Source organism: Gimesia sp., assembly GCF_048260065.1.
Taxonomy (GTDB): Bacteria; Planctomycetota; Planctomycetia; order Planctomycetales; family Planctomycetaceae; genus Gimesia.
In genome coordinates, this window is the sequence record NZ_JBLXHC010000037.1 from 1 (window position 1) to 16,544 (window position 16,544).

The window sequence follows — 16,544 nt, forward strand, 5'->3', positions numbered from 1 at the left end:
GGGAACCTGCGGCTGGATCACCTCCTTTCTAAGGATAATTGATGACTGTTTATCAATAGCAGTCCGATCAACAACCTGAAGGACGAAGCTCTTAAAACTTGACCACCAACCTTTTGCTTATATGAAAGCCTCACTCAGATTATTCTGGGTGAGGCTTTTTTACGTAGTGAGGAAATTAAATTGTTTTCTTTATTGATACACTAGTGCAAAATCTGTACACAGGGTATTGTTAATTTGTGTAGTGTTCTGTAATTGAATTATTGTCGTTTCATTGAGCTTTCTAAACTTCTCCTTCTATATTTGCTGCTGATCCGCGGCAGAAAACAAAAACGTTTTTCCTTATGCTAGGACGCTTCACTTTGCTACCCAGGTAACGAAGTATCGGAGATCTTGGCGAATAGCTAAAGGTGCGAAGGGGAAGTTTTTTATGCCTTTATCAGTGAAGCTGAAAAGTAATGAAGAGGAGTCATTAGAGAAGTTCAACAAACTACAAACAGGGCAGGATGTTGCTGACCTATTAGAAATTCCTTATGGCCAGTTGCTTTACATTTTATACAAAATTCCTGAGCAAAATCGATATAGCTCTTTTGAGATCCCTAAAAAAAATGGCGGCGAGCGAAGTATTTCTAAGCCGATGACAAGTATCGCAATTTTGCAACAGAAAATAATGCCGTTTTTACACAGTAAATATCGAGTAAAATCAGCTGTCCATGGGTTTGTGTGTGAAAAAAGTATTGTTTCAAATGCATTACAACATAAGAGACAAAGATATGTTTTGAATGTAGATCTGAAAGACTTTTATGGCTCAATTAATTTTGGCAGAGTTAGAGGATTATTTTTATCACATCCTTTTAAATTTGGTGAAACTGCTGCCAGTATATTAGCTCATCTTTGTTGTTTTAAAAATAAATTACCTCAAGGAGCTTGCACTTCACCAGTAATTTCAAATTTTATTGCAGCTGATTTAGATAAGAGATTAACTTCTTTAGCTCAAAAATATCACTGCAAATACACTCGATATGCTGATGATATTACTTTCTCATATAGCAAGAAAAACTTTCCAAGAACTTTGGCTTACTTCAAAAGCCAAAGTTTTATTCCAAGTGAGACATCGATAGGGAATGTACTTGAGGATACGATAACTGCTGCCGGATTTACGGTGAACTATAAGAAAGTTCGATTACAAATTCGAAATATGCGACAGGAAGTAACAGGTCTTACAGTAAATGAATTTCCAAATGTTAGACGTAAGTTTATTCTACAACTAAGAGCAATGATTCATGCTTGGGATGAACACGGAGTCGTTGCCGCAGAGAAAGAGCATTTAGAACGATATTCTGATAAAGCGTATAAAGGACCTGAAGAAGATTTAGACGGTTCATATTATAAGAGTGTTGTTTATGGAAAACTCTCATTTTTAAAAATGGTGCGTGGAAGTGAAGATGCGATCGTCTCCAAGCTGGCAGCAAAAGTTGGCCAATTAGATTCAGAAGCACCTGGGTATATTCAAGAGATTATGATGAATTCTGAATTATTTGATGTTTTTATAGGTCATGCATCAGAAGACAAAAAGGATGTTGCAGAACCTATATTCCAAGCAGGTATGGATGCAGGCGTAAAATGTTTTCTGGATCAGGAAAATATTAAATGGGGAGATTCCATCACTCAAAAAATTAATCAAGCACTATCAAAGTCTCGTTTTTTTTTGGCAATAGTGTCGGAGAGTTCAATCAATAAGGCTTGGCCAAGTCGTGAACTAAATTCTGCAATAGCGAGAGATATCTCAGGGGAGCAGAAAGTTCTTCCCTTAATTGTTGGAGATCCCACAAAGGTATTAATAGAATTACCACTTTTGAAGGATAAGCTTTACTTGATATGGAATAATAATCCAGAAGAAATCGTGTCTAAGATTAATGAATTAAAAAACTAGTGCTTTGTCAAGTTGGAAATTGAGGGTTGCGGGTGTTGTTTACGTGCTCCGTTGTCGCACTCTCGTAATTTCTATCAACCCAAAATTTAAAAATGAAACTCCACTAGCTGGAAGTTTGAAAATCTAAACGGAGCATTCTACCACTCCAACCTCTGTTCCTGCTTCAGGAACACTTAGCTCTCAATCGATAGCTAACCTGAGACCTCCCTGTCCACCGTTTTCAGATCCAAATCGCTGCTACTTCTTCAGTGCGTTAGGCTTGGTCGAGCGTCCCTTCCAGATACTGCTTCAAAACCAGGCTGTTCTTTTCAACATCAAATTGTTCTTCGACCGTTTTTCTCCCTCGCAGACCTAGCAACTTTCGCTGTTCGGGTGAGTCCAGCAATAGTCGCAGTGATTCATACCACTCTTCCTCTGTCTTAGCACAGAAGCCGTTTACGCCCTGGTCGATCATGTCTGCGTTGACGCCCACCGGCGATGCGACGGCCGGGATTCCCAGGGCCATGTACTGCAGCAGTTTTAAGCCGCATTTGAAGCGGGACCATTCGTCGTCTTCCAGAGGCATGATGCCGATGTCGAAGGCAGACAGGTCCTGGTATTCCGTTTCCGGACGCCAGACCACATGCCGGACATCATTTCCATCCAGCGCGAGCTCCGCGATCGGATCGGGAGTGGCGGAGATGATGCAGAGGACGAATTCAAATTGTTCCGCCAGCCGCTGCAGCGCAGGGACGACGAGTTTGAGATTCGGGATATTCGTATCCAAACCAGTCCAGCCAATCACCGGTTTTTCGGACGGGGGCTGGCTGTAATCTTTGACCGGATACTTGCTGGCGATCACGGATGTAGGCAGAAGTCGAACCTGGTTACTGAATTTCTTTGCTTCGTCGAACAGATTCTGGTTTCCGACGATGAGCATATCTACTTTCTCGGCGAGCACACGGAATTTCTCCGGATATCTGAGAAAAATTCCATCGTCGATATCCAGGACTGTTTTGTTCGCCAGCCCCATGAACAGGAGTTCCAGATTATAGATTTTGTGATCGAAGAGTTCCCGTTCGATGAAGACGATATCAAATCGTTTCAGGCGGGCATAAAAATAATGCAGGTAGCGGGTGAACCGTTTCAACAGGTAGCTGAGTCGATAGCCCAGCCAGCGGATGTGTTCGTATTTTTCGGGGTAGCTGGCCAGCACCGTGCATTCGATTCCCGCCTGACGCAGGAAGGGCAGATAATTCAAAACGCGAAACCGGGAGGAAGGGACATTTTTCCCGGAGATCAGAAACAGGACGCGCATGAAGTCTCTTTTCAATCAAACGGACTCTGGTGTGTACTGGCAGTAATCGTTGTGAATCTACTGATGATACACGTTCCGCGCAGAGAATACAGCCGATAAAATGATGTGTGCCTCTGAGTCGGGTTTCTTGATTCGGACGGTCCTTAGCAATGAGGTACAACCGGGGCTAATTTGTTTTCGTGCTGTCAATGTAGCTGAAAAACAGAGGGGCAGGATAATATTAATTGGTTGCCTGTCCGGTTTTGGGGTCGATGGTCAGATTGAGTTGTTCGTCGGCGTAGGTGTAGAAGAAGAAGGCGTACATCATTTCGTGATAGGTTTGCGGGCCGTTTCTGACGCTGGTGGTGGGATCCGGATTGAAGGGATTGAATGCGGAATTGTCATAATGGGCAATCGCTTCGATGCGGGTTCCGGCCGGGAAGAAATGGCGCTGATCCTTCCAGAGATATCCGATCTGCCAGTCGAAACTGTAATTGGGGATGATCAACAGCGATTCATCTTTCCCGTCCGGGTAATGGGCCAGAAAGGACAGGTCTTTTCCCCGCAGATGCATATGAGCAAACAGGCCGATGCCATGTGCGTCACGGTCGAGTGTTTTTGAGTTACTGACTTCATGGTGCGGTGCGCCGGGAGGAATGGTGAATCTGGTATTTCTGATGATCAGAAACCGATAACGTTTCTGCACTTTGCCTTCGACATATTTAAAGCCTACGGAAATTTTGCACTGTTCCGGTTTTCCCGTCGATGTGTAATGAATCTGCAGCGCCAGGGCGCTCCCTTTGGGGATCAGGATACCCAGTTCTTTGGGCAGGACGGTCGGACCAGATCCCGGGACTTTGCCTGTGATAAAATTGGATTCATCCCATTTCTTCGTCAGGCTGACGGCGGCCATATTACAGTGGTGCAGGACAGCTGGATTATCAGGCCGGATCTGGATGGCGGAGATCCAGGTGTCTTCGGGAAAAATATAAGGCAGCACGGTGTAGCGATACGGAATGTAGCCGTCCGCCGGAAGCGTGTGGGTTTCCAGCATGCTGACTTCCAGATCGGGTTTGCCGATGAGCCATTTCTGTTGAGTGGCAGAAACAGCGGTGGGGGGGAGTTCATCAGGTTCTGCTCCGGCTGGCATTCCTACCTGATACCAGTCTGCAATCAGCCGCCGTTCCTGTCGGGACATGCTGCGATGATTGGCAAATTCCGCGTGTGCACTGCCGCCATACCAGGGGGGCATACGCTGATCCTGTACCACTTCAGCGATCATGGCCCCGTTGTTCTGGACTTCTTCCAGCGTCGTTAAAGCAAACGGGGCTTCTGTCTGCGGACGATGACAGTCAAGACAATGTTTTTTAATGAGTGGCTGGATGTCTTTGTAATAGGTCACCGATTTCACCGCGCGGCTGACTGCGTGTGAAGTAATCGTGCAGCCATCCACATTGGTTTCGGGGATTGGAACCGGTTCGTTTTTGAGAACCGCCTCAATCGCATCTGTCAGATTCGTTTCTGTTGGCTGGGGGAGTGCGCCGCCAATCCGGTATTGATCGTCAATGCGGCCGCGATAGTGGAGTTGGAAATCAGAATCCAGCACCGCGACTTCAGGAGTCCGCTCCAGTCCCAGTGCTTTCACAGACTGGCCATGGACATCCTGTACATTGGGAAAGGGGATTTCATGGACGATCGCATATTCGGCAATTTCTCTGATCGAATCGGAAGGGCCGGTATGGAGCGCGATGAACTGCACGCCTTGAGGGCGGTATTGCTGTTCCAGTTCTTTCAATCGAGGGAGATATCGTTTCACCAGCGGGCAGGTCGTGTTGCAGGCGATCACCACGAATGCTTTCTGGTTTTTGAAATCCTGCAGAGACCGGGTGAGGTAGCGAATGTCCTTAAACCGCAGCGGACCTGTCTGAGAGCCGACCTGTGGTTTTTCAATCGGGGGCTCAAAGGCGAAGGTTTCTCCCAGGCTGCCTGCCAGGAAGGAGACGAGGAGCAAAAGGATGAACTGTTTGCGCTGCTGAATTAAATGCATTAACGGAATCCATTTGTCAATCGTTGACTGTGAAGTACCTATCAGTACCGGTGACTGACAATCATACCCGGCAAGTTGATAATTCGTTTCACAGAATTGCTGTCATCGTGATTTTTCTTGTGATCGAACACATTATGCTGCAGAATGATGTCAGTCGGCAGCCGACTTCGTACACACGTGCATTGTACTGTTCTGGAACAGGGAAGCGATCATGAAGTTTTCAAGAAGGCAGTTTCTTAACGTAAGCGGTGGTGCAGTCGTAGGTTCCTGTCTGGGAAATCCGTTCTCATCAGTCGCGAAAGCCGCGCCACAGCAGGTAGGAAAAACGCTGGACCGTCAGCTGGGGATCACGACTTCCTCCCTGGCTTATCAACTCTCCCCGCGGGCGAAAGAAGATCGAATCACTCTGCTGGAACTGCCCCGCATCCTGCGAGACGAACTGGGGATGACGGTGATTGACTTGAATACTTCAACGCTGGCGGCCACCGATCGGAAATATCTCGATCAGGTCCGCGCTGCAGCCGACAAGGCTGGTTGTATTTTGACGAATCTGAAAATGAATCAACCAAAACTGGATATGAACAGCCCTGATGCGGCGGTTCGAAACAAGGCTCTGGACACCTATAAAGCATCCATAGATGTGGCTTCGCACCTGGGTTTAAAGTGGGCTCGCCCGTTACCGTTGGTGCCGACGCCGGATATAAAAATTCATGTTGCCAGTTATCGCGAGTTGTGTGAATACGGGGCCGAACGCAATGTGCAACTGCTGGTCGAGAATTATGGCTGGATGCAGAGTGATCCGGATTCTGTCGTGAAGCTGGTAAAGGCGATTGGAGAGAACGTCGCCGCCTGCCCGGATACGGGGAACTGGGACAGTGAAGAGATTCGTTATGCCGGCCTGAAACAGACGTTTCCCATCGCCGTGACCTGCGATTTCAAGGCGCGTAATCTGGGGCCACGTGGCGAGCATCCATTGTACGATCTCAAACGCTGTTTTGAGATTGGCTGGCAGGCGGGGTTTCGAGGCCCGTGGTGTTTCGAACATGCCAACAAGGATCGTAAAGCGTTGTTCAAAGAACTGGTGTTGCTTCGCGAAATGTTGCAGACATGGATGCAGGAAGCAGCGAAACAATCATCCTGATTAAAAGAGATGACTGCGTTCGCTGCCTGTTGTGTGATAGAAAATTTTGATGAAGCGGGAAATTCAGGGTAACGGGGTTTCCTGGTAAGACACTTCAATCCATTTCCCTTTTTTCTTGACCCACGATTCCAGAATCTGGACATGTTTTGACAGCGTTTTTCCTTCAAAGGTCCCTTCGATATTGGCTTCGTATCGAATCAGGGCAGTCCGGGGTGTGGGATGCACGATGGTTTTCGGACTGGCTTTGAAGAGCGTCAGTTTCAGCTCTGGTAACGCTTTCAGCTGATCCTCCTGATTGAAGAACTGATAGGAAGGGGAAATCGAGATGTGCATGGGGTCGGTCATGCTGCGGATGGTTTCTTTGTCCCGTTTAGAGAATGCCTCATCCAGAGTTTTCACTGCTTTTAATAATTCCGCGTCTGCTTCAGATTCTTCGGCAATCGCTGAGTGAGAGAAGAGGCAACAGCTGAGAATCGCGAACAGCAAATATCGAGTCGGCATCTGAATTCCTTTCATTGAAACAGTCGAAGTGTGGTTTATGACTGCCGACAATATAGCCTGTGGATGAGACATTCGAACAGACGAGATGACGGGAATTCACAACATATTCAAGAACACATATCTGTTGTCTCAGAGTCTTCGGTAGCGGCTTTGCACCAGTCCATTGGGATAGGATTGGGTCTGTAAATGCTGGAGTCTGATGTCGGCCTCCAGGGTTCCAAACAGTGAAATCCCTGAGCCAATCAGAACGGGGACTCGAGTGATGATCAGTTCGTCGATCAGCCCCGCGTTCAGAAAGCTCTGGATGGTGATTCCCCCATCAATGTAAGCGTGTTGAAAACCGTCTGCGGACAGTTTCTCTATCAGCTTGATCGGATTCATAGCCGAGGATTCGACTCTATCGGATAAATCACTCGGAATCGAAACAGGTTGACTGCTGAGAATAACCATTCGCTTGTTGCCGTAGGGCCAGTCAGTATCAAAGGAGAGCACTGTTTCAAATGTCTTACGCCCCATGATGAGCACATCGATTGAGTCCATGAATTCATGGTACCCATAATCTTCTCCCCCTGGCGTATCGGTACTGTCGATTCCAGGCAGCCAGTCCAGTGCTCCATCTTTACGGGCGATGAATCCATCCAGACTGGTGGCGATGTAAATAGAAGTTTTCAAGGCTCTCTCCCGGTATTCCCTCAATCTGGACTAAGTCCAGTTTTACTATAGCGTCTCCAAGGTCATTTGAAACGAGTATATTAGAGTGAGTGACGCTATATTTAAATGTGAAGTGCACTAGAGGTCTTCGTCAGGTTGAAGCGGTGGCTGCTCTTCCGCGACAGAGTAGTCACGTTCTTCAATGGGGGGATGTCCCAGTGGTCCGAAAGTGCCAAACTCGTCGCATTGGTCTTCGCCGGGAATGTAGTTGACATCAATTCCGGTATCGGTCACATCGCAACGATGAAAACCGAAGCTGGTATCTGCATCGGGCCAGCGTTCGCTGAGTTGTCCCGTATTGCCGGCAGCCTGGGTGCGATAAATGCGAATTCCGTCCACTTCCTGTACCGGGCGACCTGTGTGGACATGGCCACAAAAGAGGATATCGACTTTGGCCGCTTTGAGGATTTCCCACAATCGCTGTCGATGAGGTGGATTGATCGAGAAATACCAGTTGTCGTACTGATCACCGTCGGTCAGGTCCCAGTCCGGTTCATCGAGGTGTTCCATGAACGGCCAGTAATGCATGACGGCGACATGATGCTTTGCCGGGGGGAGTTCGGGGAGGTGCTCCAGAAAATGCCAGAGACGTTGTTCGTGCGGCAGACCGGTCCCCGCGATCGCGGCGTAATAACCTGTGAAACGCACTTCGCGATGCAGAAATGACCACTGCAGCGGACCGAAATAATTGCTGAACAGATCCAGGCGTTTCGCCGTCATATTCAGATCGGGATCATTCCAGCCCAGCCCTTTGGGATCCCAGCGGTGTTTGACTCCGGTCTGTGAGGCATGTTTGTTTCCTACGTCCATATTGCCGGGGATGACAAATGAGGGGAAGGGGAGTGTATCCAGATCTTCGCGTGCCTGAAGATATTCGAATTCATGGGTATCGCCGTCCCGTGTCAGGTCGCCGCCATGCAGGAGCAGGTCGGCATCAATGGCTGCCATCTGCTGTTTAATAGCAGCCCAGCGTTTATTGATGGCAGGGCGAAAGCGGTAAGAACGGGCGGTTCCCATGTGACTGTCATTCACATGCAGGAAGGTCCAGGGAGAGGTTGATTGATTCATGGGTAATCTGGTTCCTTTTGAATACAACTAAGCCCGGGCGCAAATGGCAGTAGAGAAATATGTTCTAGACAGAACCGGATGTCGTTTTATGATAGCATCCTAAACGGAGCAGAACATTTGAGGCAAACGTTGAGAATCCTTTTAGACGATCGTTTGACGAATTGTTTTCGCTCGATCAGGAAACAGTCCTGTTTGAACTTGCATTGAGTGGTCGTTGGAAACGAAAATGACCTGCAGGAACATAACACAGGGAAAAGTTTGATGGAATCGCATCGTCCCTGTTCGTGATAAATTCGTAATGGAGGATGATAAAGCACATGGTATGTACACACTTGAAAGAACTGTATCAGTTTTGTGAACAGAATCAGTTGAAACTGGGAGGTTCTGACCTGATTCATGTGATCTGTAAACAGTGTGATCAGGAAGAAACCTGTCCGTCTACTCTGATGGACGAATACGATTCCCGGCACCCTGAAGAATCAGAACCCGCAAAATCGAAGACGGATGAAAATCCGGCAGACTGATTAACGAATCATGATGCAGGATGGACTGGTGATTTCAACAGGATCTCCTACTGGAGAAAGTTTCCCTGATTCGTTGTCGATCTTAAAAACAACGACATTGTTACCAGGCATATTGGCACAGATCAGAAATTTCCCGTCTGCTGTGATCGCCAGATTCTGCGGTCCTTTGCCAAGACTGGGGGCGATTTCAATCAAAGTCAGTTTTCCCGCTTTATCAACCTGATAAGCGGCGATGCTGTCGTGGCCACGATTCGTGCCATACAGGAAACGACCATCGGGAGTGAATTTCAGGTCGGCACAGTAGCTGGTGCCTGTGAAGTCTTCTGGCAGTGTTGAAATGGTCTGTCCCTCGATCAGTGTGCCTGTCTCGGGATCGTAGTCAAATTCGGTAATCGAATTTTTGAGTTCGTTGATGACATACATCTGCTTTCCGTCAGGATGAAAGGTCAGATGACGGGGCCCGGCACCGGGGATGGTTCTCACAAAAGGCTGCGCTGCAGGTGTCAGTTTTGCGGTTTGAGGGTCGAGTTGATACGCCAGGATCTTATCAAGCCCCAGGTCGGCAGCGAAGACAAATTTCTGGTCGGGGCTGATCACGCTGCAGTGTGCATGGGGTTCCTTCTGACGCTGTGGATTGACGCTGGAACCAGTGTGCTGGATAAACGTCTCCGGTTCGCCGAGCGATCCATCTGCTTTGACGGGCAGCGAGGCGATGCTGCCTGTGGTGTAATTGGCAACAACGACCGCTTTGCCGGACTTGTCGATATCAAGGTAACAGGAAGCAGTCCCCAGTGAGGACTGGCGATTCAACAGCTTGAGTTTCCCGGTCCGCCCTTCCAGGGCGAAAGCGGAAACGAACTCATTATCTTTGCCACTGAATTTCCCAGGTGCATGAATGGAATACAGATATTTGTTATCGGGAGAGACGGCCAGGAAAAAAGGATTTTCCACATCTGACGTGCGTTCCACCAGTTTGAGTTCACCGGTCTCCGGATTCATTGTGTAAGCATGGATTGCTCCTTTTTCACCGGGAGCAAAAGCAGAAATAAAAACCAGAGGTTCTTCGGCGGCCGTTGCAGTCGCATTACTGAGGGCGATGCCGGCCACGATGGGGAACAGAAAAATAAATTGCTCGTAAGACATGCGAAACTCCCAGGCAGGTTAACTGTGGTGGAAAAATCTGTGGTATTTTAAATTAGGTCAGGCAGGAAAAATTGCTGCCTGATCAAGTTTTAATAGCGCTGTTTCGTATTATCAATTTCGCATGACCAGGCATCGATTCCGCCATGCATGCTTTTGACATTCGTAAACCCCTGCTGCTGCAGCCAGGCGGCCACTTGCAGACTTCTCATTCCGTGATGACAGTAGACAATGATTTCCTCTTCACGCTGATCATCCAGCTCTGAGATACGATCCTGGATGACGCTCATCGGCAGCAAACGTGCTTCGGGTATATTGACCAGTGTGTGCTCTTCCTGTTCGCGACAGTCAAGCAGCAGGAAAGGGTGGCCGGAGTCGAGTTTCTGTTTGACTGTCTGGCAGTCGGTTTCCAGGGCGTGCATCAGGTTCTATATTTCTTTTCAGGTTCGCAAGGAATGATTAAAGACGTTTGTTTATTTTGTAGAGGTTGTTTTTAAGGTTGGGGGAACGGGATGATCCACTTTGGCAGCCTTTCGCTGATTGGCTCCCGGGCGGTTGGTGTCTCCCAGGTCGGCGCGGGCTTTTTCAGCCAGTGCCATTAACTCTTTCACTATTTCAGGGTGCTGATCGGCAACATTGTGTTCCGAGCTGATATCGGTGACCACATTGAACAACAATGGTTGAGAGCCTTCCCCTTTTTTGAAATGCGGGTGACGGCTGAATTCTTTTAGTGGAACGAATAATTTCCAGGGGCCTTTACGTACCGCCTGTATTTGTTCCATCGCGTAATAATAGAAACCATCATAGGGAGTTTTCGCATCGGCTTCTCCCAGGATGAGGGGGCGAATGTCATGTCCGTCAATGATACGATCCGTGGGAACGTTTCCCCCCGCGAGCAGAGTGAAGGTGGGCAAGAGGTCCATTGTTGTTGCCAGTTCTTCACACACGGTTCCTGCAGGAACTGTTTCTGGCCACCAGACGATGGTGGGGACGCGGAATGCTCCTTCTGAGGTTGTGTAACCGCGACCGTTTAATGGTTTGTTGGTCCCCCGTTCTGTACTGTTCATATCTTTGGCCATGGGGGACCCGTTATCTGAAGTCCAGATGACCAGCGTATTCTTATCGATGCCCAGTTCGACCAGCTTGTCCAGAATCTGTCCGGTAGACCAGTCGAGTTCTTCAATGCTGTCACCCCAGGGACCATTTTTACTTTTCCCGCGGAAGGCATCGCTGGCGAAAGGCTTACTGGTACTGCCGGGCATGGCTTGCGGGAAGTAAAGAAAGAAAGGCTGGTCTTTATTCTTCTCGATAAATTCGACCGCTTTCTCGGTATAGTCTTTGGTTAATAAATTTCGATCGACGCCTGCTTCGACCACGGTGTCGTTCAACATGACAGGCAGGGGAGGCCAGTTTTTGCCATCCAGTCGATCGCCCAGTCGCTGTCCTACTGCCTGCGTCATATCATCGCTATAGGGAATTCCGTAAAAGTAGTCGAAGCCCTGTTTCGTAGGCAGAAAGGGGGGTTGATCACCCAAGTGCCATTTCCCGATCATGCCGGTCTGGTACCCCTGTTTCTTCAGAAGTTCGGCGACTGTGATTTCTTCCGGGTTTAATCCGTAAGGCGAAATCGGACGCAGGACCTGGCCATCGCGCGGATTCCAGTGCATGCCGACTCGCTGGGAATAGCAGCCGGTCATGATAGAGGCACGCGAAGGAGTACAGACCCCTGCCGTCACACAGTAATGAGTAAACTTCATTCCTTCGCGCGCCATCCGATTCAGGCAGGGAGTGCGATTGACGGTGGAGCCAAAGGGTTCGATGTCGCCATAACCGAGGTTATCGCAGAAGATGATGATAAAATTTGGTTTCTTCTGCTGGGGAGCGGCATCGATGTAATGTGGAGTGAGAGTCGCGAGCAGTCCAGCCAGACAGAGAAAATTGATCAATCGTTTCACTGCAGCATCCTTATTTTGTCTGTAGTCGCTTGAGGTTTTTTACCGGGTCATGCAGGGAGTGAGCGCAGGAGAAATCGGAACTGATGTTTCGGGCATTCTTCCATTGATAATAAATGGTACACCGACTGTTTCCAAAATAAAACCGGACAAAGTAGGAAATAGATTGTGTAACGCGACAGGTTTCGCATAATAAATAACTGATGCTTCGCGTCCCACAGATAAAACTTACATCATGAGGATACCCGGAAACGTGACAGAAGAACAAGCAGTGAGTGTCAGGCCACACTGGTGGCAAAGGATTGGTCCCGGACTGGTGACCGCTTGTGTTGTGATTGGGCCAGGCAGTATTTTGACCAGTTCCAATCTGGGGGCAAAAGAAGGTTACAGCATGATCTGGGTCGTGCTGGTCTCTGTGGTCTTCATGCTGGTCTATACGTCACTGGGAGCAAAGCTGGGGACCGTGACCAGTGAATCCACGTGCACATTGCTGGCAAAAATGGTAGGACGGCCTTTAACCGTTCTGATTGGCTGCGGCGTATTTTTCATTTCAGCCGCTTACCAGTTTGGAAATAATCTCGGTGTGCATTCTGCTCTGGAGAACTATACCGATTTAAAATACGGCATCGTGATTTTCAATGCCATCTCAATTGCGTTTCTGTTCGGGTTTAAGAACCTCTATAAACTGGTGGAACGCCTGATGTCGGTGTTTGTGGCTGTGATGCTGGCGTCATTTGCCATCAATCTGTTTTTTGCGAAACCGGATCTGGCGGAGATGGCACAAGGCGTGATTCCTGGTTCCGGTAAAGGGGGACTGGATTCGATTAAAGATATTTCCCTGCTGGGACTGATCGGGACCACGTTTGTGATCACAGCAGCATTCTATCAGTCTTATCTGGCACGTTTTAAAGGCTGGAAAATCAGTGATCTTAAGGATGGGCGCATCGATGCCTTCATCAGCGCCACGATTATGGCGTTGATTACCATCATGATTATGTCTACTGCCGCTGCGGTATTGAGGGGAGCGACGCTGACGAGCGTTGCCGATGTAGGTAATGCACTGCAGCCGCTGTTCGGTGATAAGGGACAAATTCTGTTCTGTATTGGTCTGTTCTCAGCCGCTTATTCTTCCTTTATTGTGAACTCCATGATTGGTGGATTTATTCTGTCCGACAGTCTGGGACTGGGAGGAACACCCCATGATAAATCGACACGTATTCTGACAGCCGTTGTGTTGCTGACTGGAATGTTTGTCGCTCTGTATGTGATTTCATCGGGAACCAGACCCGTAACGGCAATCGTTGCTGCACAGGCTGTGACAGTTGTCGCGGCTCCTCTGGCAGCAGGAGCACTGCTGTTATTAACCAGCAGCAAAAAGGTTATGGGCGAGCACCGTAATGGCTTCGTGATGAATCTACTTGCTGGTATCGGATTTTTGTTATTGCTGGGTATGGCCTGGTATATCGCGACAGAAAAAGTAATTCCTCAGGTTCAGAAAATGCGATCCACATCCGCTGCAGTCGATGTTCCTACCCAACCTGAAGTGCGTCTGGTGCTCCACCAACAAAGTTGAAACTCTTATGAAATATCTGATTCTAACGGTCTGTTTTTCCTTTTGCTTTTTGATCTGTCTGCCCGCGCAGGCGGAAGAAAAAAAGGACACGCGTCCCAATATTATTTTCATCCTGCTCGACAATGTCGGCAAGGACTGGTTTCGCTGCTATGGCAGTTCGGAAAATCAGACGCCGAACATCGATCATCTGGCGTATACGGGACTGCGGTTTCGCAACTGTTATGTGACGCCTGTCTGCAGTACCACCCGTCATATGCTGCTCACCGGACGTTACCCGTTTCGTTCCGGCTGGCATACGCATCATGACCCGGCGATTTATGGGGGCGGGTACTTCGACTGGAACCGCGAGATCTGTTTTGCAAGAATTCTGAGAGACGCGGGTTACAGCACCTGTATCTCAGGTAAATGGCAGATCAATGACATGTTCGATCCGGCCCAGAAAGATGCGATCACGGAACATGGGTTTGAAGAGTACTGCCTTTTCCCGGAAGGTAAGAAAGGGCATCCGGCGCATAAGCAGCGTTACTGGGATCCGTATGTGATTCAGAACGGCAAACGGCTGGAGACAAAAGGGAAGTTTGGCCCTGATATCTTCACGGATTATCTGATTGACTATATGAAGACACATCGAGACAAACCTTTCTGCGCATACTATTCAGCGATCCTGACTCACATTCCTGTGGTAAACACGCCCCACAATCTCGGAAAAGAATTAACGGCGCGCGAAAAGTTTGCAGGCATGCTGAACTACTCCGATTTTCTGATCGGGAAACTGGTCAAAGCAATGGACGAACTCGGGATTCGCGATAATACGATTCTGTTTATTGTTCCCGACAATGGGACGGACAACGGAACCGATCAGAATGCGGAGCAGAGCCTGGGCGGTCTCATCAACGGTCGTATTTCGGATGAAGGAATTTATTCCCTCAAGGAACAGGGAATCAACATGCCCCTCATCATCAATTGCCCTGAACTGGTAGGGACTGAGCGGATCAGTGATGACCTGATCGATATTGCAGATGTGCTGCCTACGCTGGCGGATCTGGCAAACGCCCCGCTTCCTGAAGGGGTGACGATTGACGGGAAATCCTTTGCACCACAGATTCTGAATCAACCCCGCAAGGAACCGTGGCGTTCCTGGTGTCTGACACAATATTACAAGCAGCGGGTGATCAGAGATCAGCGGTTCAAACTTTATTCGACGGGCGAATTCTTCGATCTGTCAGAGGATCCACTGGAGCAGCATGATCTCTCCCGCAGCGAACGTTTGAAAAGTGAAAACACCAGCCTGAAGTCGTATGCTCAACTGAAGAGTGTTCTCGATTCACTTCCGGAAAATGCGAAACTTCCCTGGGAGTTCCGCAGCATCTCTGCCCGCAGGATCAGGGCCCAGGAAGAACTGATGAAAAAGTCAGGGGCCTCTGAGAAGTGACAATAGTCTCCAGAGATCTCCCAGCCTGATCGAACGTGTTATCCTGATTTTCCAGCCGGGTCACTGGACAGGTTTTCGGGTATGAATCATCTGCCATCCCGGTCCCGGGACAATCTCAGGCGCTTATTCCGCCTGACCAGCACAAGAGGGCTTGGAAATCCCGGAAATTGCTTCAAATTACAAAATCTGCTCTTTATGTTCAAAAAAGCTTGTATATGATGGGGTGACAAAGCTTGAAAATAAGCTTTTTGAGCTCGATTTTCAGTTTCCTACCCCTTTCGCTCCAGGCTGCATTTAACATGCAGTGATTTGAGCCGATTGCGACCGAGCCCGATTGGAAAAGGGGCGGAGCCCAAATTTGAGAAGTTTTAGCGCTATCGTTGCGAAAGCCTGAAATATAAATAGGTTAGGTGCAGACTTTATGTCAGCAAAGCCTGCGACACGAATTCAGTCAGTACCCGCCGCAGATGTTCAATCAAGTATAGATAAGAATAGATCTGGTCTCAAAATCTGTAGACCTCAGCTAAACTAAAGAGAAATTGGAGATTTTAAAGGATGGTTTATCCTGTCGCTGATGTTGTGCGTTTACTTCCTTCGTCCCGTCTTCCTGAGTATACCTTTGTTCCAGGGAAAAGTTTGCCACACCCATATCGAGATCCCAAGGGGCACAGTTATGGCAACAAGCCAAAACCACCCAAGGCTTTGACGGAAGATAACTGGGTCGAGCACCGGAATTATCTGAACGCGATCGACTATTTCAATCTGGGGTACTATTGGGAAGCACATGATGAGTGGGAACGTCTGCTGCGTGTCTGCGGCCCCGATTCCATTCCGGGACGCTTCCTCAAAGGCCTGGTGAAACTGTCAGCAGCCGGCATCAAAGTTCGTGAAGGAAGTATCCATGGCGTACGTCGACATGCTGCTTCTGCCGGAGAAGTTTTTGCAGACGTTGCGGCAGAGTCAAATGCAGATCACTATTGTGGACTGGAACTGACGAAACTGCAGTTTGCGGCCGACCGGGCTGCCCAGCTGCGTTACCCGGACGATCTGGTCATGGGTGAGCCCATTCGCGTATTTCCGTTCCTGTTGGAACCGGAACCATTCCCGCTGGGATAATCAGTCGCGACTGAAGATTTTAGAGATGATTCAAAGAGCACACATTGGTGTGCTCTTTTTTTTATGTGCGTCAGGCATGACGCGCAGCGTCACGACCTGACGCTGTCAACCGGTTAGCGAAAGCGACCCGGGA

At 48.6% G+C, this 16,544-nt stretch carries 14 protein-coding genes; 6 read left to right on the forward strand and 8 right to left on the reverse strand.

Translation table 11 applies throughout. The annotated features are described in order from the left end of the window. The first annotated feature begins 427 nt into the window (after nt 1–427). Complete coding sequence (locus tag ACN0YN_RS30825) at nt 428–1,930, forward strand: TIR domain-containing anti-phage reverse transcriptase (protein WP_417388707.1); 1,503 nt, start codon at nt 428–430, stop codon at nt 1,928–1,930. Nucleotides 1,931–2,183: 253 nt separating this feature from the next. Here the strand turns inward: ACN0YN_RS30825 and ACN0YN_RS30830 are convergent, their stop codons facing one another. Together ACN0YN_RS30830 and ACN0YN_RS30835 are read right to left on the reverse strand one after the other, a co-directional pair. Beyond that, the gene (locus ACN0YN_RS30830) at nt 2,184–3,227 is read right to left on the reverse strand and encodes a glycosyltransferase family 4 protein (protein WP_417388708.1); all 1,044 of its coding nucleotides are present in this window, start codon (nt 3,225–3,227) and stop codon (nt 2,184–2,186) included. A gap of 220 nt (nt 3,228–3,447) precedes the next feature. Next, nucleotides 3,448–5,253, reverse strand: a complete 1,806-nt coding sequence (locus ACN0YN_RS30835) for a redoxin family protein (protein ID WP_417388709.1) — start codon at nt 5,251–5,253, stop codon at nt 3,448–3,450. Nucleotides 5,254–5,464: 211 nt separating this feature from the next. Between ACN0YN_RS30835 and ACN0YN_RS30840 the strand changes: the two genes are divergently transcribed. Further along, complete coding sequence (locus ACN0YN_RS30840; protein WP_417388710.1) at nt 5,465–6,394, forward strand: sugar phosphate isomerase/epimerase family protein; 930 nt, start codon at nt 5,465–5,467, stop codon at nt 6,392–6,394. A 63-nt stretch (nt 6,395–6,457) separates the two neighbouring features. On the opposite strand, the gene ACN0YN_RS30845 is transcribed toward ACN0YN_RS30840, so the two are convergent. From ACN0YN_RS30845 to ACN0YN_RS30855, 3 genes are all read right to left on the reverse strand, one after another. Continuing rightward, nucleotides 6,458–6,895, reverse strand: a complete 438-nt coding sequence (locus ACN0YN_RS30845; RefSeq protein ID WP_417388711.1) for a nuclear transport factor 2 family protein — start codon at nt 6,893–6,895, stop codon at nt 6,458–6,460. A 129-nt stretch (nt 6,896–7,024) separates the two neighbouring features. After that, entirely contained in the window at nt 7,025–7,567 is a 543-nt protein-coding gene (locus ACN0YN_RS30850; RefSeq protein ID WP_417388712.1) for a dihydrofolate reductase family protein, read from the reverse strand. 117 nt (nt 7,568–7,684) lie between these two features. Next, nucleotides 7,685–8,674, reverse strand: coding sequence for a metallophosphoesterase family protein (locus ACN0YN_RS30855; RefSeq protein WP_417388713.1), 990 nt, complete (start codon nt 8,672–8,674; stop codon nt 7,685–7,687). 317 nt (nt 8,675–8,991) lie between these two features. Here ACN0YN_RS30855 and ACN0YN_RS30860 point away from each other — a divergent pair, with 317 nt between their 5' ends. Beyond that, the gene (locus ACN0YN_RS30860) at nt 8,992–9,198 is read left to right on the forward strand and encodes a hypothetical protein (RefSeq protein ID WP_417388714.1); all 207 of its coding nucleotides are present in this window, start codon (nt 8,992–8,994) and stop codon (nt 9,196–9,198) included. Here ACN0YN_RS30860 and ACN0YN_RS30865 read toward each other — a convergent pair whose 3' ends face one another. From ACN0YN_RS30865 to ACN0YN_RS30875, 3 genes are all read right to left on the reverse strand, one after another. Continuing rightward, nucleotides 9,199–10,341, reverse strand: coding sequence for a lactonase family protein (locus ACN0YN_RS30865; RefSeq protein WP_417388715.1), 1,143 nt, complete (start codon nt 10,339–10,341; stop codon nt 9,199–9,201). Between the two features lie 89 nt (nt 10,342–10,430). Beyond that, nucleotides 10,431–10,760, reverse strand: coding sequence for a rhodanese-like domain-containing protein (locus tag ACN0YN_RS30870; RefSeq protein ID WP_417388716.1), 330 nt, complete (start codon nt 10,758–10,760; stop codon nt 10,431–10,433). A 51-nt stretch (nt 10,761–10,811) separates the two neighbouring features. Further along, nucleotides 10,812–12,284: a sulfatase gene (locus tag ACN0YN_RS30875; protein ID WP_417388720.1), complete on the reverse strand. Its 1,473-nt coding sequence runs from the start codon at nt 12,282–12,284 to the stop codon at nt 10,812–10,814. A 259-nt stretch (nt 12,285–12,543) separates the two neighbouring features. Here ACN0YN_RS30875 and ACN0YN_RS30880 point away from each other — a divergent pair, with 259 nt between their 5' ends. From ACN0YN_RS30880 to ACN0YN_RS30890, 3 genes are all read left to right on the forward strand, one after another. Beyond that, the gene (locus ACN0YN_RS30880) at nt 12,544–13,863 is read left to right on the forward strand and encodes an Nramp family divalent metal transporter (protein WP_417388717.1); all 1,320 of its coding nucleotides are present in this window, start codon (nt 12,544–12,546) and stop codon (nt 13,861–13,863) included. 7 nt (nt 13,864–13,870) lie between these two features. After that, nucleotides 13,871–15,295, forward strand: coding sequence for a sulfatase-like hydrolase/transferase (locus ACN0YN_RS30885; RefSeq protein ID WP_417388718.1), 1,425 nt, complete (start codon nt 13,871–13,873; stop codon nt 15,293–15,295). A 636-nt stretch (nt 15,296–15,931) separates the two neighbouring features. After that, nucleotides 15,932–16,411 carry a DUF309 domain-containing protein gene (locus ACN0YN_RS30890; RefSeq protein ID WP_417388719.1) on the forward strand — a complete coding sequence of 160 codons (480 nt, stop codon included), beginning with the start codon at nt 15,932–15,934 and terminating at the stop codon, nt 16,409–16,411. Nucleotides 16,412–16,544: the final 133 nt, after the last annotated feature.